A 17,491-nucleotide genomic window follows, 5' to 3' on the forward strand; every position below is an offset into this window, starting at 1 on the left:
TTCCACACAATTCCGGTCGTCATGGTTGAAGACGCGGCCCGTCGGGCCGATAGTCGCGGCCATCGTCCGGTCGTTCCGGAATGACCTGCGCCGACTGCCCACCGCGGGCGAGGTTGCCGTCAGGACGTTCGGGAAGGCGCTGGAGCCCCAAGGAGTGAGTGCAACATGGCACGTGTCACGGTCGAGGACTGCATCGACAAGGTCGACAACCGGTTCGAGCTGGTCCTGCTCGCCGCCCATCGCGCGCGGATGATCTCGTCGGGATCGCCGCTCACCGTCGAGCGCGACAACGACAAGTTCCCCGTTGTGGCCCTGCGCGAGATCGCCGAGACGACGGTCTCGCCGCAGGACCTCAAGGAGGATCTGATCCATTCGCTGCAGAAGTATGTCGAGGTCGACGAGCCCGAGCAGGAGCCCGTTGCGCTGCTCGGCACCTCCGAAAGCGGTGACGATGATCCCGAGATCGCCTTCGACCGCATGTCGGAAGAAGAGCTGCTCAAGGGCCTCGAGGGCCTCGTGCCGCCGGAGAAGGTCGAGGAAATCTGACAGACAGTTTGGCCGGCGCCATCTGGCGGCGGCCGACGGCACGTCGTATGAAGGATTTCAGGACATTCCAGCGGCTCGCCTGTCTTGACGGGCGGGCCGCTTTTCATTGCGGATCGCTGTCTCCATGATGCGTCAGTACGAGCTCGTCGAAAGGGTTCACCGCTACAATCCCAATTGCGACGAAGCCCTTCTGAACAAGGCCTACGTCTATGCCATGCGCAAGCACGGCACCCAGAAACGCGCGTCGGGCGATCCCTATTTCTCCCATCCGCTGGAAGTCGCCGCGATCCTGACCGACCAGCGGGTCGACGACGCGACCATCGCCATCGCGCTTCTGCACGACACCATCGAGGACACCGACGCCACCCGCGCGGAGATCGACCAGATCTTCGGCGAGGAGATTGGCCGGCTCGTCGAGGGGCTGACCAAGCTCAAGCGGCTTGACCTCGTCTCCAAGAAGACCGAACAGGCCGAAAACCTGCGCAAGCTGCTGCTGGCGGTTGCGGCCGACGTGCGCGTGCTGCTCGTCAAGCTCGCCGACCGGCTGCACAACATGCGCACGCTGCAGCACATGCCCGAGCACAAGCGCGGCCGCATCGCCGAGGAGACGATGGACATCTATGCCCCGCTCGCCGGGCGCATGGGCATGCAGGACATGCGGCAGGAGCTGGAGCATCTCGCCTTCAAGACGCTCAATCCGGAATCCTACGAGCGGATCGCCGGCAACCTGTCCGACCTCCGGACCAAGAACCAGGGCCTGATTGCCGACATCGAGAAGGAGCTGTCGGAGGCCTTCCTCGCCCGGGGCATCAAGGCGGAAGTGCAGGGGCGCGAGAAGTGGCCCTATTCGATCTTCCGCAAGATGCTGTCGAAGCGCGTCGGCTTCGAGCAGCTGTCCGACATCTACGGCTTCCGGGTGCTCGTCGACGACATCGACAGCTGCTACCGCTGCCTCGGCGTCGTGCACACGATCTGGTCGTCGGTGATGGGGCGGTTCAAGGACTACATCTCGACGCCGAAACAGAACGACTATCGCTCGCTGCACACCACGGTCGTCGGCCCGCACCGCCAGCGCGTGGAATTGCAGATCCGCACCCGCGAGATGCACGAGGTGGCCGAGTTCGGTATCGCCGCCCATTCCTTCTACAAGGACGGGCATTTCGATGCGACCGGCGGCCGGAGCTTCCCAAGATCTCCGAGGAAAGCCAGGCCTATGCCTGGCTGCGGCGGACGATCTCGTCGCTGTCGGAAGGCTCCAATCCGGAAGAATTCCTCGAGAACACCAAGCTCGAGCTGTTCCAGGACCAGGTCTTCTGTTTCACGCCCAAGGGCACGCTGATCACCCTGCCGCGCGGCGCGACGCCGATCGACTTTGCCTATGCGGTGCACACCGACGTCGCAACACCTGCGTCGGCTGCAAGATCAACGGCACGATCATGCCGCTGGTGACGCCGCTGCAGAGCGGCTCCGAGGTGGAGATCATCCGCTCGCCGTCGCAGGTGCCACCGCCGACATGGGAGACGATCGCGATCACCGGCAAGGCGCGGGCCGCCATCCGCCGCGCGACCCGCGACCAGTTGCGCAAGCAGTATGCGACCGTCGGCCGGCAGGTGCTGGAGTCGGCCTTCCAGCGCGCCGGCCGCGAGTTCAGCGACGCGCTTCTGGAGCGGTCGGTCGCACGGCTCGGCCATTCCAGCGCGCTCGAGGTTCTCGCCGCCGTGGGCCGCAGCGAGCTGCCGTCGTCGGACGTGATCAAGGCGATCTATCCCGACTACATGATCCCGCCGCTGGTGGTGCAGACCATGACGCCGGGCGAGGGCTGGTACACGTTTGCCCGCGCCGACACGATGAAATTCCGCCTGCCCAACGGGGATTCGGCGCCGGCCTATCCGATCCGCTCGATCGCCGGCGACATGCCGGTGCGCTTTGCGCCCGACGGCGGCGCCGTGCCGGGCGACCGCATCGTCGGCATTCTCACGCCCGGCGAGGGGATCACGATCTACCCGATCCAGTCGCCGGCGCTGAAGCAGTTCGACGACCAGCCGGAGCGCTGGCTCGACGTGCGCTGGGACATCGACCGCAACAAGCCGGTGCGGTTTCCGGCGCAGGTGGTCGTCTCCTCGCTCAATGCGCCGGGCTCGCTCGCCCGCGTCGCCCAGACCATCAGCGACAACGACGGCAACATCGACAACGTGCGGATGATCTCGCGCACCTCCGACTTCCACGACCTGATCATCGATCTGGAAGTCTACGACCTCAAGCACCTGACGCGGATCATCAGCCAGCTGAAGACGCAGATCAACGTCAGCCATGTCGATCGCGTCAACGGCTGACGCGCGGGCAGGGATACACGGGACAGAAAAGGGAACGGCGATGACGCGTGACGAGGTTCTTCAGGTGTTCCGGGATGCGGGTGCGATCCTGGAGGGGCACTTCATCCTGAGCTCGGGCCGCCGCAGTCCGGTGTTCCTGCAGAAGGCCCGGGTGTTCCAGTCGCCGGCGAAGACCGAGATCGTCTGCCGCGCGCTCGCTGCCAAGATCCGCGACGCCGGCCTCGGCGAGATCGACGCGGTCGTCGCGCCGGCCGTCGGCGGCATCGTGCCGGGCTACGAGACCGCCCGTCACCTCGATCTGCCGGCGCTCTGGGTCGAGCGCGAGGGCGGCGAGTTCCGTCTGCGCCGCTTCGAACTGCCGGAAGGCGCGCGCGTCGTCGTGGTCGAGGACATCGTCACCACCGGCCTGTCCTGCCGCGAGACGATCGCGGCGCTGGAGAAGATCGGCGCGAGGGTGCTGGCGGTCGCCTGCCTGATCGACCGCTCGGGCGGCAAGGCCGACACCGGCGCGCCGCTGATCGCACTCGCGGACTACGAGGTTCCGTCCTATGATGCGGCCGAGTTGCCGCCGGAGCTTGCAGCCATTCCCGCCGTCAAGCCGGGAAGCCGCGGGCTCCAGTGAGGATGAGGATCGGCGGCGTCACATTTTCGCCCCCGATCTGAAGTGGATTCGATGCAGTCGCCGGCCTCGCGACACGCGGACCGGGTCCGGGTTGCCGACGGGCGCCCGTCCGGCCACGGACCGTCGCGAAGGGGAGTTTCCGAGCATGAAGTTCCGTCGCAGGGTACCGCTCAGCCGGCGAGAGCGCCTGCGCAACCTGCTGTGGCCGCGGCGGGGCTGGCGGCGGGCGGCGACCTATGTCAGCCGCCGGATCATGCGCCTCAGGGCCTCGCCGCATGCGGTGGCGGCCGGCGTTGCCGCGGGCGCCTTCTCGTCCTTCACGCCCTTCATCGGCTTTCACATCCTGCTCGGCTTCGCCGTCGCCTTCCTGCTGCGCGGCTCCATGCTGGCCGCCGCGCTCGGCACCGCCATCGGCAATCCGCTGACCTTTCCGCTGATCTGGATCTCGACCTTCGAGGTGGGCCGCTTCATTCTCGCCGGCGGCGTCACGGCCGCGACCGCGGGGCCGGTGTCGCCGAGCGCCGACCTGTTCTCGCACGGCCTGTTCGAGGCCGGCATCACCCAGCTGTGGCCGACGCTGAAGCCGATGATCGTGGGTGCGGTGCCGCTCGGCGCGATCACGGCGATCATCCTCTATTTCCTCTGCTACCAGATGGTGGCCACGCACCAGACCAAGCGGAACAGCCGGAACGCGCAGATGAAGACCTTGCCGCCGACCCAATCCTCCGCCGCCAGACTGGAAGACGCCGCATGATCGTCGGCATCGGCAGCGACCTGATCGACATCCGCCGCGTGGAAAAGACGCTGGCCCGCTTCGGCGACCGCTTCACGCACCGGGTCTTCACCGAGATCGAGCGCGCGCGCTCCGACCGGCGCAAGGAACGGGCGGCGTCCTACGCCAAGCGGTTTGCCGCCAAGGAGGCCTGCTCCAAGGCGCTCGGCAGCGGCATCAGCATGGGCGTGAACTGGCGCGAGCTGGGCGTGGTGAACCTGCGCTCGGGCCAGCCGACGATGGTGCTGACCGGGTCGGCGCTGGCGCGGCTCGAACGCCTGACGCCGCCGGGCCTGATCGCCCGGATCGACCTGACCATCACCGACGATCATCCTCTGGCCCAGGCCTTCGTCGTCATCTCCGCCTGGCCGCCGGACTGGCCGCGCATGGCGGGCTGAACTGCCGGCTGAAAGGCAGGCGAATGGCGCATTTCGGCGCCAGATCCTGCGGCGATCCGTTGCGCTGCACCTGCCGAGCCGATATCTACTCCCGAATCCCGCGCCGTTGCGGCCTGCAAGGCCGCCGCCGGCCGATCCGGATCTTGAAGGACACCATGAGCGTGAGCAGCGAAAAAGAGACATCCGGCGGCCTTGGCGAGACGATCAAGGTCGTCATCCAGGCTCTTCTGCTTGCGCTCGTCGTGCGCACCTTCCTGATCCAGCCGTTCTCGATCCCGTCCGGGTCGATGATGCCGACGCTGCTGGTGGGCGACTACCTGTTCGTCAGCAAGTTCTCCTACGGCTTCAGCCGCCATTCGTTCCCCTACAGCATCGTGCCCTTCGAGGGGCGTTTCTGGGCCGGCGCGCCGCGCCGGGGCGACATCGTCGTGTTCAAGCTGCCGCGGGACAATTCCACGGACTACATCAAGCGCGTGATCGGCCTGCCGGGCGACCGGGTGCAGATGAAGAACGGCGCCCTGTTCCTGAACGGTGAGGAAGTGCCGCGCGAGCGGGCCGACGATTTCGTGCAGACGAGCCCCTTCGGCCAGGAGGTGCGCGTGCCGGCCTGGCGCGAGACGCTGCCGAATGGCGTCACCTACATCACGCTCGATGCCTCGCCGAACTCGCTGGCCGACAACACCCAGGAATTCGTGGTGCCGGACGGCCACTATTTCATGATGGGCGACAACCGCGACAACTCCGCCGACAGCCGGGTTGCCGGCAGCGGCGTCGGTTACGTCCCCTTCGAGAATCTCGTCGGCAAGGCGCAGATGATCTTCTTCTCGATCGACGAGGACACCCGTCCGTGGGAGGTCTGGCGCTGGCCGGAGGATGTCCGCGGCGAGCGCATCTTCGACATGCTGCAGTGACCGGAGCGAAATGACGCCGGCCTTCAAGCGCGCCCTCGACGCCCTCGAGGAGAGGATCGGCTACCGCTTCTCGGACCGGCAGGAACTGGTCCGCGCCGTTTCGCACCGGTCCTCGCTCGGCACGAACCAGGATCCGGCCGACAGCTACCAGCGCCACGAGTTCCTCGGCGACCGGGTGCTGGCGCTGGTGGTCGCCGACCTGCTGTTCCGGCGGTTTCCGGCGTCCGACGAGGGCGACCTTGCGCGGCGCCTCAACGCGCTGGTGCGGCGGGAGACCTGCGCCGACGTCGCCCGCGCGCTCGACATGGGCGAAGCGATCCGGCTTGGACCGGGCGAGCGGCAGGCCGGCGGGCGCCGCAAGGAGGCGATCCTCGGCGACGTTGCCGAGGCGGTGATCGCCGCCATCTATCGCGACGGCGGCTTCGAGGCCGCGCGGCAATTCGTGGAGGCCAACTGGGGTCCGCGCATGGCCGCCGGCAGCGGCCTGCTGCGGGACGCCAAGACCACCTTGCAGGAATGGGCACAGGGCAGGGGCCTGCCCGCCCCGATCTACGTGATGGCCGGCCGAACCGGTCCGGACCATTCGCCCGAATTCACGGTACGGGTCGACATCGAAGGTGTAGTGTCGGCGGACGGAACGGGAAAGAACAAGCGCGAGGCCGAGCAGGCCGCCGCAAGCGCCGTACTTCGGCGCGAAGGAATCTGGACGGACGAGCAATGAGCACAGACGGCGACAACGACATTCCGGCCCCGGAGGCCACGGCCGCTGCTGCGCCGGCCCCGGAGCCCAGGATCGAGGAGACCCCGATCGAGGAAACTTCGGCCGGAGATGCGGCAGTGAAGGAGACTGCGGTCGCGGAGGCTCCCGCCGCCGAAGAGGCGGTGCCCGCCGCCGCAGCCCCTGTCGCCCTTGCGCCGACTCGGGCGGGTTTCGTCGCCCTGATCGGGGCGCCGAATGCCGGCAAGTCGACGCTGCTCAACCAGCTCGTCGGCGCCAAGGTCTCGATCGTCAGCCACAAGGTGCAGACGACGCGGGCGATCATGCGCGGCATCGCCATGCGCGACCGGTCGCAGATCATCTTCGTCGACACGCCCGGCATCTTCGCGCCCAAGCGCCGGCTGGACCGGGCGATGGTCGACACCGCCTGGGGCGGGGCGATGGACGCGGACATCGTGGCGCTGCTGATCGACGCGCGGAAGGGCATCGACGCCGAGATCGGCGAGATCCTGCAGCGGCTGCGCGACATCCGCCGCAAGAAGATCCTGATCCTCAACAAGATCGACACGGTCAAGCGCGACAGCCTGCTGGCGCTGGCCGCCGACGCCAATGCGCGCGTCGCCTTCGACGACACCTACATGGTGTCCGCCCTCAACGGCGACGGTGTCGAGTATCTCACCGACGATCTGGCCCGGAGTGTCCCGGAAGGCCCGTGGCTCTATCCGGAAGACCAGATCTCCGACCTGCCGATGCGGATGCTGGCCGCGGAAATCACCCGCGAGAAGGTGTTCCTGCGCCTCCACGACGAGTTGCCCTATTCGTCCACGGTCGAGACCGACCAGTGGAAGGAGCAGCCGAACGGCGTGCGGATCGAGCAGACGATCTTCGTGGAGCGCGAGAGCCAGCGCAAGATCGTGCTCGGCAAGGGCGGGGCGACGATCAAGGCGATCTCCATGGCCGCGCGCGGCGAGATCTCCGACATCATCGAACAGCCCGTCCACCTGTTCCTGTTCGTCAAGGTGCGCGAGAACTGGGCCGACGACCCCGAGCGCTACCGCGAGATGGGCCTGGAGTTTCCGCGCGGCTGACGCCGCGGATCGGCGGGCGCCATGGAATGGACCGGCGAAGGTTTCGTGCTCGGCACACGGGCGCACGGCGAGACGAGCCTCATCCTCGAGGTGATGCGCCCGAGCGCGGGCGGCATCTCGGTCTCGTGCGCGGCGGTCGGGGGCGGCGCCACCAGGCGATGCTCCAGCCCGGCAACACGCTGCAGCTGACCTGGCGCGCGCGTCTTGAATCCCACCTTGGCATGTTCACCGCCGAACTGGTGACGGCCCGCGCCGCGCGCCTGATCGATTCGCGGTCCGGCGTCCTTGCCCTCCAGACGTTGGCGGCGCATCTGCGCTATCTCGCCGAGCGCGATCCGCATCCCGCGCTCTACGAGACCGGCCGCGTCATCCTCGATCATCTCGACGAGGAAACGTCGGCCGCGCGGCTGATGGTGCGGTTCGAGATGGCGCTGCTCGACGAACTCGGCTTCGGCCTTGATCTCAGCAAATGCGCGTCGACCGGACGGCGCGACGATCTCGTCTACGTCTCGCCGAAGTCCGGGCGGGCCGTGAGCCGGGAGGCCGGCGCGCCGTGGGCCGACCGGATGCTGCCGCTGCCGGCGTTCCTGCTGCAGGGTGGCGAGGCCGGGACCGACGACGTGCTCGCCGGCTTCGACCTGACCGGCCATTTCCTCGTGCGCCATCTCGCCGAGCCGCGTGCGGTACCCCTGTCACCGGCGCGCGACCAGTTCCTCCGCCAGTTCCGCGCCGCGAACGCAAGGTCCGGATGACGTTGGGGAAGAAGGCCGGACCGCTCGCCGTTCAGCGCAGTTCCAGCGGCTGGCCGAGGAAGAAGGCGGGCGCGCAGGCGATGCCGCGCGCCTCCACGGTTCCGCAGGCGTCCGCTGCGGAGGCCGCATTGCGGTAGGGACCGGCCACCAGCAGCAGTTCCATCCGGCCGTCGCGGTCGCGCACCGAGGCAACCGCGTCCAAGCCGGCGAAGACCGTCGGATTCTCCGACTGCAGCGCTCGCCAGCGCGACCGCAAAGCGGTCAGGTCGGGAAAGGTGCCGAGTTCGAGCCCGAAGCGGGTCTCGATCGCCTTGTCGCGGGCCGCGGCGTCGATGTTGCGGCGCGTGTCCTGCTGCGCGGGGGCGGGGGGCGAAGGCGGGGCGAACTGCGAGCGATCGATGCTGCCGGTGATCTCCTCGAAATCGTCCTTTTCCAGCGCGTCGAGGCGCAGCACCAGCGCATCGTTCTGCTCCCGCAGGCTGTCGACCGTGTGGCGCATCGCGACGATCTCCTGGCGGAGGTCGAAGATCTCGTCGCGGAGCATGGCGACCGAGCCGCCAGCCGGATCGCCGCGGGTCTGGACCGACATGGCCGCGACCGTGTCTGCGGCCTCATCCGGCGCGGGGGCAGGGACGTTGGTGTCGTGCACGACGGCCGAGGTGTCCCGGTTGCGCTCGGGCGTGCCGTATTGCAGGGCGACGACGACGATCACGAGCATCACGGCAGCCGCGATCGCCCAGACGAGCACGACGAGACCGCCCGGCTCCGGAGTTGCGTCAGATCCGAACAGATCCTCGTGATGATTGGCGCCGTTACTCACAACCCTCGCGTCCCGCCAGCCGCGACCGGGCAGGCCCTGCGGCCGAATCCCCACCGGTCCGGTGAATCAGGAAACGTCACGCGGCTGGAACGGGCAAGGGATTTCAAGGCTCTCCGCCCGAGCGCCGACGATCATCCCCGATTGAATCAGCCGGAGGGCCGCGTCAGTACATAGGCGGCACAGGCGAGCATCGCGGCGCCGGCGATGAGCGCCACCGGCAGCGAGGGATGGGCGCCCCAGAGGAAGCCGGCAAAGCCGATCGTCATGCCCCCGGTCGCCATTGCCTTGGCTGTCGGCGGGATCGCGTGGTTCTCGCGCCAGCGGCGGATCGACGGGCCGAACAGCCGGTGGTTCAGCAGCCAGGCTTCCAGCCGCGGCGACGATTTCGCAAAGCAGCCGGCGGCGAGAATCACGAAGATCGTGGTTGGCAGCAGGGGCAGCACGGCGCCAATGACGGCGAGGCCGACGAATGCACACCCTGCGATCAGATAGAAGATGCGCTGCAACGGTCGGTTCCGATGGCCGCCGGCCGGCCGGCCAGCAGGAGAATGCGTGGATCGCGGCGTGGGTTCCCGGACGGGCAGGGCGGTCTCCGCACGCTGCCTGTCCCCGGCGCTGCCTGCCCCGGAGACGTCGGCCATGCCGGCCCACGATTGCGGTCGAGAAACCATGTCGGAAACCTTAGCACAGGACTCACCGGGGACAAGACGTTTGACCTTGTCCGTCGTTCGCCGATACGGCGATCACGTTTCTTCGATCGGGGTGTTCTTGGCGGCAGTCGGCTCGAAGGGGATGCTTGATCGAGGCGCCGATTGATCACCACCGGCCCTTCAACTCCGGACCATGGAGGGTGCTCTGGACAAGGACCTCGGAGTGCACGAAAGCTCTGCCATCCGGACGCTGCGGCGCCGGCTGGCAGTGCCGGCGCCGCGACCGCGAACCAGACGCCGGAATGCAGCGGGACAAGGAGATCGACGGTGCCGACACGTTCCTGGCCGCTCTGGCTGCTGACGGACCTGCTGCTCGTCCTCTTTCCGGTCCTGAACTTCATCTACTGGCCGGCGGTGCTTCGATCGGGGACCCTGTCTCCGTCCGAGGACAGCATCGCCATACCGATCTACGGCAGTGTCCTCACGATGGTTCTCGCCGTGCCGGTTGTCATGGCGATCGCCTGGCTCTGCCTGCGCCGCTACAATCCCGACACCCGCGTTGCCGCCTGGAGATGGGATCGGCCCGTTCGGAGCATCGTCGCGACATGTCTGTTCGGTGGGGCCGTTATGGTGATCCTGTACGCGGTCGTGGCGGATCGCGTCGTCGGACTGCCTTGGTACGACTATCTCTGGCCGGGCTACGCGCTGCTCCGGGTGCCATGGCTGTTGGGACTTCGGGCTGCCGTGGTGGATCAGGGGAGTTCCAGCCAACCGTGATCGCGCCGAGGGCTGCCGGGCGGCGATCACGTTTCGTCCCGTGGTCGTTTTCTCCGCTTCGGCCGGCACGAAAGCTGCTCCGGTCCGTTGTCGAGCGCCTATAATGCCGGCCGGATCGGTCGGCGGGGGCGCTTCCGCCGCAGACGTTCGGAGCGAGCATGGTCACGCGACTTCGCAATTATTTCCTCACCGGGCTGATCGTGGCCGGACCCGCCGGCATCACGCTCTATCTCTCCTGGTCGCTGATCAACTGGATCGACGGCTGGGTGAAGCCCTACATTCCGCGCGCCTACAGCCCCGACACCTACCTGCCGTTTCCCATTCCGGGCTTCGGCCTGCTGGTCGCGCTGCTGATGATCACCCTGATCGGCTTTCTCACGGCCAACATCGCCGGCCGGACGCTGGTCAACTGGGGCGAGCGCGTGCTGGGGCGCATGCCGATCGTGCGCAATCTCTACAAGGGGCTGAAGCAGATCTTCGAGACGGTCTTTTCGGAGGGCGGCAACTCGTTCAAGCGGGCCGCGATCATCGAGTATCCGCGCAAGGGGGTCTGGTCGATCGTGTTCGTGGCCGTGCCGGCCGGCGGCGAGGTGGCGGAGCGTCTCCAGGACGACGACATGATCTGCGTCTTCGTGCCGACGACGCCGAACCCGACCTCGGGCTACCTGCTGTTCGTGCCGCAGTCGGAGATGATCATGCTCGACATGTCGGTCGAGGACGCGGCCAAGCTGATCATCTCCGCGGGCCTCGTGACGCCCGAGATGGTGAAGCCGAAGGCGGCGATGCCGGTCCAGCCGACCCCGAGGCTGCACGAGCCGGTGTGATGCCGAGTGCTGACAGGATCCGGCCTCAGCCGCCCGCAGCAGCCGCACGGCCTCGTCGCGACTGAACAGGTAGAGCAGCGCGCGCAGCGCCGCCCCGCGCGCGAGGCGAGCGCCGGATCGCGCGCCAGCACGAGCGCGGCATCGTCGCGGGCGATCTCGATCAGGTCGCCGTGCACCTCCGGACGGGCGATGCGGAAGCCCGGCATGCCGCTCTGGCGGGTGCCGAGCAGTTCGCCGCCGCCGCGCAGCTTCAGGTCTTCCTCGGCGATGCGGAAGCCGTCCTCGGTCTCGCGCATCACCTCGAGCCGCGCCCGCGCCACCTCGCCGAGCGGGCCCTTGAACAGCAGCAGGCAGGTGGACGGCCGGTCGCCGCGCCCGACCCGGCCGCGGAGCTGGTGCAGCTGGGCCAGGCCGAAGCGTTCGGCGTGCTCGATCACCATGATGGTTGCGTCCGGCACGTCGACCCCGACCTCGATCACCGTCGTGGAGACGAGAACGCGGGCCTCGCCGCTCTGGAAGCGGCGCATCGCCTCGTCCTTCTCGGCCGGCTTCATCCGGCCGTGGACGAGGGCGACGTCCTTGCCGAACAGCTCGGCCAGATGCGCGTGGCGCTCGGTCGCCGCCGCAAGGTCGGAGACCTCGCTTTCCTCGACCAGCGGACACACCCAGTAGACCTTCGCGCCCTCGTCACGCACCGCGCTGCGGATGCGCTCCACCACCTCGTCGAGCCGGTCGAGGCTGACGGAGCGGGTGAGGATCGGCTTGCGCCCGGCCGGCTTCTCGTCAAGCCGGGAGACGTCCATGTCACCGAAGCAGGAAAGCATCAGCGTGCGCGGGATCGGCGTGGCGGTCATCACCAGCAGATGGGTTCCGGCGCCCTTGGCCGACAGCGCCAGCCGCTGGTGGACGCCGAAGCGGTGCTGTTCGTCGACGATGGCAAGGCCGAGATCGGCGAACTCCACCTCCGACTGGAAGATCGCATGGGTGCCGACGAGGAAGTCGATCTCGCCGGCGGCCACGGCTGCGAGGATGCGCTCCCGCTCGCGGTTGCGGTCGCGGCCGGTGAGGACCGCCATGCGGATGCCGGCGGCCGCGCACAGGGCCTCCAGCGAGCGGGCATGCTGGCGGGCGAGCAGTTCGGTCGGCGCCATGAAGGCGGCCTGTCCGCCGGCCTCGATCACGGTGGCGGCCGCAAACAGCGCGACCATCGTCTTGCCCGAGCCGACGTCGCCCTGGACGAGGCGGATCATCCGCACCGGACCGGCAAGGTCGGCGGCGACATCGGCGATCGCCCGCTCCTGCGCGCCGGTAAGCGCGAAGGGCAGGGCGGCGCGCAGCTGTTTCGTCAGGCGCCCGCTGCCGGGGCGCGGCCGGCCCGCTGCCTTGCGCAGGGAGGCACGCACCAGGGCGAGCGCCAGCTGGCCGGCCAGAAGCTCGTCATAGGCGAGCCGCCGCCAGGCCGGGCCGGCGGGGTCGACATCTTCCGGTCCTTCCGGCGCATGCAGCGCCTTGAGGGCCTCGGCAAAAGGCGGAAACGACTGGCGGCGCATCAGCTCGCCGTCCTGCCATTCCGGCAGGGCCGGCAGGCGGGACAGGCCGTCGCCGAGGATCCTGTGCAGGAGCTTGAGGCCGATGCCCTCGGTCAGCGGATAGACCGGCTCCACCAGCGGCAGGGCGGCGAAATCCTCCTCGCTGACCACGTGGTCGGGGTGCACCATCTGCGGCGCGCCGTTGAACCACTCGACCGTGCCGCTGATCCAGCGCGTCTCGCCGACCGGCAGCATCCGCTCCAGCCACCCGCCCTCGGCGTGGAAATAGACCAGCGCCAGCTCGCCGCTGTCGTCGTGGACATAGACGCGGTGCGGCGTCCGGCGCCCGCCGGTCCCGCCGCCGGGCTTGTGCCGGTCGACGCGCACGCGCAGCGTCGCGATCACGCCGTGCGGCGAGGCGGCGATGTGGCCGCGGCGGCGGCGGTCGACGATGCCGGACGGCAGGTGGAACAGGAGGTCGGCCACCACCGCCTCCCGGCCCGCCTCGGCGGCGGGGCCGACGAGCCGGGACAGGCGCGGGGCAACCCGCGGACCGACGCCGGAAAGGCTCGTGAGCGGCTGGAACAGCGGATTGAGGATCTCGGGACGCATCGTCCGAAACCTATAGCCGAGTCCGGCGGGGAGGGCGACGGCGCAGGCGCGGCGCCAGGCCGGATATCGGGCCCGGAAATGCAGACGCCCCGGCACGGGGCCGGGGCGTTGCGGTGGCGCGATGTCAGGGCGGCGTTGTCAGCCGACCGGCACCTTCCAGATGTCGCGGGCGTAGCCGCGAATCGTGCGGTCGGACGAGAACCAGCCGACATTCGCGGTGTTGAGGATCGCCCGTTCGGTCCAGCGCGAGGTGTCGCGGAAGTCGTGGTCCGCGTCGCGCTGGCGCTGGAAGTAGGACTGGAAGTCGGCGCTGACGAGGAAATAGTCGCCGTTGTAGAGGATGTTGGTCAGGTCGTGGAACCGGCCCGGCTCATCCGGCGAGAAGTCGCCCTCGGCGATCGAACGCAGCACCTCGGTGAGCACCGGGTCGCCCTCGATCGTCGCGCGTGGGTCGTAGCCGTCGATCCGGATCTGGGCCACATCGTCGGACGTGAGGCCGAAGATGTAGATGTTGTCCGGACCGACCCGTTCGCCGATCTCGACGTTGGCGCCGTCGAGCGTGCCGATCGTCAGCGCGCCGTTGAGGGCGAGCTTCATGTTGCCGGTGCCCGACGCTTCCATGCCCGCCGTCGAGATCTGCTCGGACAGGTCCGCCGCCGGAATGATGACTTCGGCAAGCGAGACGTTGTAGTTCGGCAGGAAGGCGACCTTGAGCTTGTCGCCGATCAGCGGGTCGCTGTTGACGAGCTTGGCGACGTCGTTGGCCAGCTTGATGATCTGCTTGGCGACGTGATAGCCGGGCGCCGCCTTGCCGCCGAAGATCTTCACGCGCGGCGTCCACTCGGCGTCGGGCATGCGGCGGATCGCGTGGTAGAGCGCGATGGTCTCGAGGATGTTCAGCAGCTGGCGCTTGTACTCGTGGATGCGCTTGATCTGCACGTCGAACATCGCCGACGGATCGACCTTGATGCCGGTGCGGCGCAGGATCTCGCCGGCCAGACGCACCTTGTTCTCGCGCTTGGCGGCGGCATAGCGCTCCTTGAACGACGCATCCGTGGCAAGCGGTGCCGCGGCCTCGATCTTTTCCAGATCCGCGATCCAGCCGGTGCCGATCGCGTCGATCAGGAGCTTGCGCAGCGGCGGATTGCACTCGTAGAGCCAGCGCCGCGGCGTGATGCCGTTGGTCTGGTTGACGATCCGGTCCGGATAGATCCGGTGGAAATCCGCGAACACCGTCTGCTTCATCAGCTCGGTGTGCAGCGCCGACACGCCGTTGACCCGCTTGGAGCCGATGAAGGCGAGGTTGCCCATGCGGATTTCCGAGCCGTGGCCGATGATCCGGATGTCTTCCAGCGCGATCGGCAGGTTGCGGGCCTGCACCTCGGCAAGATGGTGGTAGTCGATCCACTCGATGATCTGCATGTGACGCGGCAGCACCTTGCGGAACAGCCCGACATGCCAGCGCTCCAGCGCTTCCGGCAGCAGCGTGTGGTTGGTGTAGGATAGCGTCTTGCGGACGATCTCGAAGGCCTCGACGAAGGGCAGGCGGTGCTCGTCGGCGAGCAGACGCATCAGCTCGGCGACCGCGATCGCCGGATGGGTGTCGTTCATCTGGATCGACACGCATTCGGGCAGGCGCTTCAGGTCGCCGTGCTCCATCATGAAGCGGCGCAGGAGGTCCTGCAGCGAGGCCGAGGTGAAGAAGAACTCCTGCTTGAGCCGGAGTTCCTTGCCCTCGGGCGTCGTGTCGTCCGGATAGAGCACGCGCGAGATCGTCTCGGCGCGGATCAGCTTCTCGGCGGCGTTGAGATAGTCGCCGCTGTTGAAGCGCCGCAGATCGAGGATCTCGGTCGGCTTGGACGACCAGAGCCGCAGCGTGTTGACGTGGGCGCCGGTCCAGCCGGTGATCGGCGTGTCGTAGGCGACGGCGAAGACCGTCTCGTCGGCGTGCCAGTTGGTCTTGCCCTGGCCGTCGAAGGAAATGTGGCCGCCGAACTTGATGGTGTAGCGGACCTCGGGACGCTCGAACTCCCACACATGGCCCGACACCAGCCAGTCCTCGGCTTCCTCGATCTGCCAGCCGTCATGGAAGCGCTGCCGGAACAGGCCGTGCTCGTAGCGGATGCCGTAGCCATAGGCAGGGATCGCCAGCCGCGACATGGAATCGAGGAAGCAGGCGGCGAGGCGGCCGAGACCGCCGTTGCCGAGCGCCGCATCGCTCTCCTGGCCGAGCAGATCCTTGAGGTTGAGGCCGAGCGTCGACAGCGCCTCGACCACCGCAGGCTCGATCTGCAGGTTGGCAATGGCGTCATTGAACAGCCGGCCGATCAGGAATTCCATCGACAGGTAATAGACGCGCTTGTCCTTGCGCGTGTAGCTCTCGCGCGTCGCGCGGAACCAGTGGTCCACGACATGGTCGCGAACGATCAGTCCGAGCGCGGTCGACCAGTCCTGGATCGTCGCATGTTCGGGATCCTTGCCGACCGCATACACCAGCTTCTTGATCATGCCTTCGCGGATGTCATCCGCTGTCGGGGGCGTCCCGATCGTGGCAGGCACCGTCTTCGTGTCCATCGCTGTCCCTCGCTGTTCCCCGGCCCGCAGTCCGCCGTCTTCCCCCTCGAAGCAGCGCCGCAAAGCTCTTTGCCGGTTAGCTAGCGCCCGTCATCGCCTCAAGTCCAGAGCGATGAGCCGCACCTGCGGCAGCGGCGTCATTCCACGCGAAAAATTGTGCCGTATCCGCCACATGATCTGCGCCAGACGCATGAATGCGATCGAATTGACCGCTACTGGCGAATGGCTCGGCGCGGGCAGGGCGCCTGCAGTCACATGGTTTCGATGAGGTCCGACAACGCTTCGGCCTGGGCATCGAGCGTGAAATGGGCGATCACCCGCTGCCGTCCGGCCTCGCCCATCGCGCGGCGCTGCGCCGTCGGAAGATCGACGAGACGGCGGATGGCGGCGGCAAGCTGCTCGATGTCGCCGGGCTCGTACATGAAGCCCGTCTCGTCCGTGACGGTCTCCTTGAGACCCATGAACCGCGAGGCCACCACCGGCAGGCCCATCGCCATCGCTTCCTTGACCACGATCGGCCCCGTGTCGCGGCTGCCGTCGGCGGCGACCTTGAACGGGCCGACGAGGCCGAGATAGTCGGGGCCATGCTGCTTGATCCATTCCATCGGCCGCGATCCGAGGAAGCGGACCATGCCCGGCGCCTTGATGTCCGACAGTTGCTCCAGATAGGGCCGGTACGGGCCGTCGCCGACGACGTCGAGCATCAGCCGCCGCGGCGCGAGCAGTTCGAGCGCGCAGATCAGGTCGTCCAGCCCCTTGTGGACGTTGAGATGGCCGCCGATGAACAGCAGCCGGCCGTTGTCCTCGACGTCGTAGCGCGTGTGGAAATAGGTGGGGTCGGTCGCATAGGGGATGGTCGCGATCAGCGGCAGCGGCGTGACGTTGATGAGGTCGCGGGTCAGGTCGGCGCTGACCGACACCACGAAATCGGCGCTCTCCAGCTTCAGGGCGAGATCCTGGGGCGAGGTGTAGATCTCGCGTCCGTGGCAGACGAAGGAGACCTTGCGGCCCATCCAGCGCGCCGCGACGATCGCGGCGGAGGTCGCGGCGTCGGCGAAATGGGCGTGGACATGGCTGCAGCGGTGCCGGGCGGCAATCGCCGCGATCTTCATCGCGTCGCCGAACAGCTGCCGCCGGTCGAGGCTGGTCTGGGCACGCAGGAAGCCGGCCGCGGCCAGCAGGCGCCGGCGGCCGAACGGAAGCCCGGTCAGCGCTCCGGCGGCCACGAGGTGACCGGGAACCGCGTCGAGATACACGGCCTCGTTCGCGAGCAGCCGGTCGTCGGGCTGGCCGGCCGTTCGCGGCCGGTGCAGCACGATCGGCACGATCCTGTGGCCGCGCTTCGCCATCGCGCGGATCTCGTTGCCGATGAAGGTCTCCGAGAGCACGGGAAATTCGTTGAGGACGTAGGCGACGGTCTTCACGTGTCGGTCAGTCCCGTTCTCGATCAGTCTTCGGCGGGCGTGCCCGCATTCCTCGGACTCCATGCGTAGCACGAACCGATCAAACCGCGCGTGACGCCGGGGCCACACCTTTGGCCTCCTGTAGCAAGCCCGGTGCCATCA

Annotated in this window: 13 protein-coding genes and 3 pseudogenes; 11 read left to right on the top strand and 5 right to left on the bottom strand. The window is 67.9% G+C overall.

Going from position 1 to position 17,491, the window contains the following annotated elements; genetic code table 11:
- Positions 1-165 precede the first annotated feature (165 nt).
- The 9 genes and pseudogenes from rpoZ to recO all read left to right on the top strand — a co-directional run bounded on the left by rpoZ (position 166) and on the right by recO (position 8,140).
- Entirely contained in the window at positions 166-546 is a 381-nt protein-coding gene (gene rpoZ, locus A6302_RS09910) for a DNA-directed RNA polymerase subunit omega (RefSeq protein ID WP_069306908.1), read from the top strand.
- A 124-nt stretch (positions 547-670) separates the two neighbouring features.
- A pseudogene (locus A6302_RS09915) lies at positions 671-2,879 on the top strand (RelA/SpoT family protein).
- Between the two features lie 40 nt (positions 2,880-2,919).
- Positions 2,920-3,501, top strand: coding sequence for an orotate phosphoribosyltransferase (pyrE, locus tag A6302_RS09920; RefSeq protein ID WP_069306909.1), 582 nt, complete (start codon positions 2,920-2,922; stop codon positions 3,499-3,501).
- Positions 3,502-3,646: 145 nt separating this feature from the next.
- Complete coding sequence (locus tag A6302_RS09925) at positions 3,647-4,255, top strand: DUF2062 domain-containing protein (RefSeq protein ID WP_069306910.1); 609 nt, start codon at positions 3,647-3,649, stop codon at positions 4,253-4,255.
- Entirely contained in the window at positions 4,252-4,671 is a 420-nt protein-coding gene (gene acpS, locus A6302_RS09930; protein WP_069306911.1) for a holo-ACP synthase, read from the top strand. The genes A6302_RS09925 and acpS overlap by 4 nt, the downstream gene beginning before the upstream one ends.
- 155 nt (positions 4,672-4,826) lie before the next feature.
- A complete protein-coding gene (gene lepB, locus A6302_RS09935; protein ID WP_069306927.1) occupies positions 4,827-5,582 on the top strand; it encodes a signal peptidase I in 756 nt (251 codons plus the stop codon).
- 10 nt (positions 5,583-5,592) lie between these two features.
- Positions 5,593-6,303 carry a ribonuclease III gene (rnc, locus tag A6302_RS09940; protein ID WP_069306912.1) on the top strand — a complete coding sequence of 237 codons (711 nt, stop codon included), beginning with the start codon at positions 5,593-5,595 and terminating at the stop codon, positions 6,301-6,303.
- Positions 6,300-7,388, top strand: a complete 1,089-nt coding sequence (gene era / locus A6302_RS09945; protein WP_083255662.1) for a GTPase Era — start codon at positions 6,300-6,302, stop codon at positions 7,386-7,388. The genes rnc and era overlap by 4 nt, the downstream gene beginning before the upstream one ends.
- A gap of 21 nt (positions 7,389-7,409) precedes the next feature.
- Positions 7,410-8,140 (top strand): annotated as a pseudogene (gene recO, locus A6302_RS09950) (DNA repair protein RecO).
- Between the two features lie 31 nt (positions 8,141-8,171).
- Here the strand turns inward: recO and A6302_RS09955 are convergent.
- Entirely contained in the window at positions 8,172-8,960 is a 789-nt protein-coding gene (locus A6302_RS09955) for a hypothetical protein (protein ID WP_141703624.1), read from the bottom strand.
- 146 nt (positions 8,961-9,106) lie between these two features.
- Positions 9,107-9,601 carry a DUF454 family protein gene (locus A6302_RS09960; protein ID WP_083255663.1) on the bottom strand — a complete coding sequence of 165 codons (495 nt, stop codon included), beginning with the start codon at positions 9,599-9,601 and terminating at the stop codon, positions 9,107-9,109.
- A 336-nt stretch (positions 9,602-9,937) separates the two neighbouring features.
- Here A6302_RS09960 and A6302_RS09965 point away from each other — a divergent pair, with 336 nt between their 5' ends.
- Both A6302_RS09965 and A6302_RS24420 read left to right on the top strand, forming a co-directional pair.
- The gene (locus A6302_RS09965; protein ID WP_069306915.1) at positions 9,938-10,387 is read left to right on the top strand and encodes a hypothetical protein; all 450 of its coding nucleotides are present in this window, start codon (positions 9,938-9,940) and stop codon (positions 10,385-10,387) included.
- Between the two features lie 158 nt (positions 10,388-10,545).
- Positions 10,546-11,211, top strand: a complete 666-nt coding sequence (locus A6302_RS24420) for a DUF502 domain-containing protein (protein WP_141703638.1) — start codon at positions 10,546-10,548, stop codon at positions 11,209-11,211.
- Between the two features lie 30 nt (positions 11,212-11,241).
- On the opposite strand, the pseudogene recG reads toward A6302_RS24420, so the two are convergent.
- The 3 genes and pseudogenes from recG to A6302_RS09980 form a co-directional block, all read right to left on the bottom strand.
- Positions 11,242-13,352, bottom strand: a pseudogene (gene recG / locus A6302_RS21255) (ATP-dependent DNA helicase RecG); the annotation flags it as partial.
- 138 nt (positions 13,353-13,490) lie between these two features.
- Positions 13,491-15,926 carry a glycogen/starch/alpha-glucan phosphorylase gene (locus A6302_RS09975; RefSeq protein WP_069306916.1) on the bottom strand — a complete coding sequence of 812 codons (2,436 nt, stop codon included), beginning with the start codon at positions 15,924-15,926 and terminating at the stop codon, positions 13,491-13,493.
- A 251-nt stretch (positions 15,927-16,177) separates the two neighbouring features.
- A complete protein-coding gene (locus tag A6302_RS09980) occupies positions 16,178-17,350 on the bottom strand; it encodes a glycosyltransferase family 4 protein (RefSeq protein WP_069306917.1) in 1,173 nt (390 codons plus the stop codon).
- Positions 17,351-17,491 lie beyond the last annotated feature (141 nt).

This window comes from Methylobrevis pamukkalensis (assembly GCF_001720135.1).
Taxonomy (GTDB): Bacteria; Pseudomonadota; Alphaproteobacteria; order Rhizobiales; family Pleomorphomonadaceae; genus Methylobrevis; species Methylobrevis pamukkalensis.

What these genes read in the sequence shown, in the direction of transcription:
- rpoZ (WP_069306908.1), top strand. Translation starts at nt 166, where the DNA reads ATGGCACGTGTCACGGTCGAGGACTGCATCGACAAGGTCGACAACCGG.
- pyrE (WP_069306909.1), top strand. Translation starts at nt 2,920, where the DNA reads ATGACGCGTGACGAGGTTCTTCAGGTGTTCCGGGATGCGGGTGCGATC.
- A6302_RS09925 (WP_069306910.1), top strand. Translation starts at nt 3,647, where the DNA reads ATGAAGTTCCGTCGCAGGGTACCGCTCAGCCGGCGAGAGCGCCTGCGC.
- acpS (WP_069306911.1), top strand. Translation starts at nt 4,252, where the DNA reads ATGATCGTCGGCATCGGCAGCGACCTGATCGACATCCGCCGCGTGGAA.
- lepB (WP_069306927.1), top strand. Translation starts at nt 4,827, where the DNA reads ATGAGCGTGAGCAGCGAAAAAGAGACATCCGGCGGCCTTGGCGAGACG.
- rnc (WP_069306912.1), top strand. Translation starts at nt 5,593, where the DNA reads ATGACGCCGGCCTTCAAGCGCGCCCTCGACGCCCTCGAGGAGAGGATC.
- era (WP_083255662.1), top strand. Translation starts at nt 6,300, where the DNA reads ATGAGCACAGACGGCGACAACGACATTCCGGCCCCGGAGGCCACGGCC.
- A6302_RS09960 (WP_083255663.1), bottom strand. Translation starts at nt 9,601, where the DNA reads ATGGCCGACGTCTCCGGGGCAGGCAGCGCCGGGGACAGGCAGCGTGCG.
- A6302_RS24420 (WP_141703638.1), top strand. Translation starts at nt 10,546, where the DNA reads ATGGTCACGCGACTTCGCAATTATTTCCTCACCGGGCTGATCGTGGCC.
- A6302_RS09975 (WP_069306916.1), bottom strand. Translation starts at nt 15,926, where the DNA reads ATGGACACGAAGACGGTGCCTGCCACGATCGGGACGCCCCCGACAGCG.